The organism is Achromobacter sp. GbtcB20, from assembly GCF_019091095.1.
Taxonomy (GTDB): Bacteria; Pseudomonadota; Gammaproteobacteria; order Burkholderiales; family Burkholderiaceae_B; genus Achromobacter; species Achromobacter mucicolens.
The window spans coordinates 1-370 of the sequence record NZ_JAGXJZ010000306.1; the positions used below are offsets into that span (position 1 = coordinate 1).

1 pseudogene is annotated in these 370 nt (G+C 57.3%); it reads right to left on the minus strand.

Annotation, left to right across the window (positions count from 1 at the left end):
* A pseudogene (locus tag KVT32_RS29105) lies at positions 1–230 on the minus strand (transporter substrate-binding domain-containing protein); the annotation flags it as partial.
* Positions 231–370: the final 140 nt, after the last annotated feature.

A 370-nucleotide genomic window follows, 5' to 3' on the forward strand; every position in this document is an offset into this window, starting at 1 on the left:
TTGACGCCGATCTTCTTCGCGACCGCGCGCGCGATATCGATTTCATACCCCACCAGTTCGCGCGTCTTCGGGTCGATGAAGCTGTTCGGTTCGTCCGTGCCGAGCACGCCGAAGACGATCTCGCCCTTCTTCCTGATGTCGGCCAGCTGGTCGGCGTGGGCGCTCGCGGCAAACGACAGTTGGGCGGTCAGCGCGATGGCGCAGGCGATGAATGTACGGCGGGTGTTCAAGGATTTCTCCAACGGCTGAATGGTCGAACCATGGAGTATATGACATGTGCATGGAAGCAAGAACGATCAATTTTCCATATAGACATGCGTGAGTGGTATAAGCGAAACAGCACCCTTGACGAGGATCCTGCTTCGCCCGA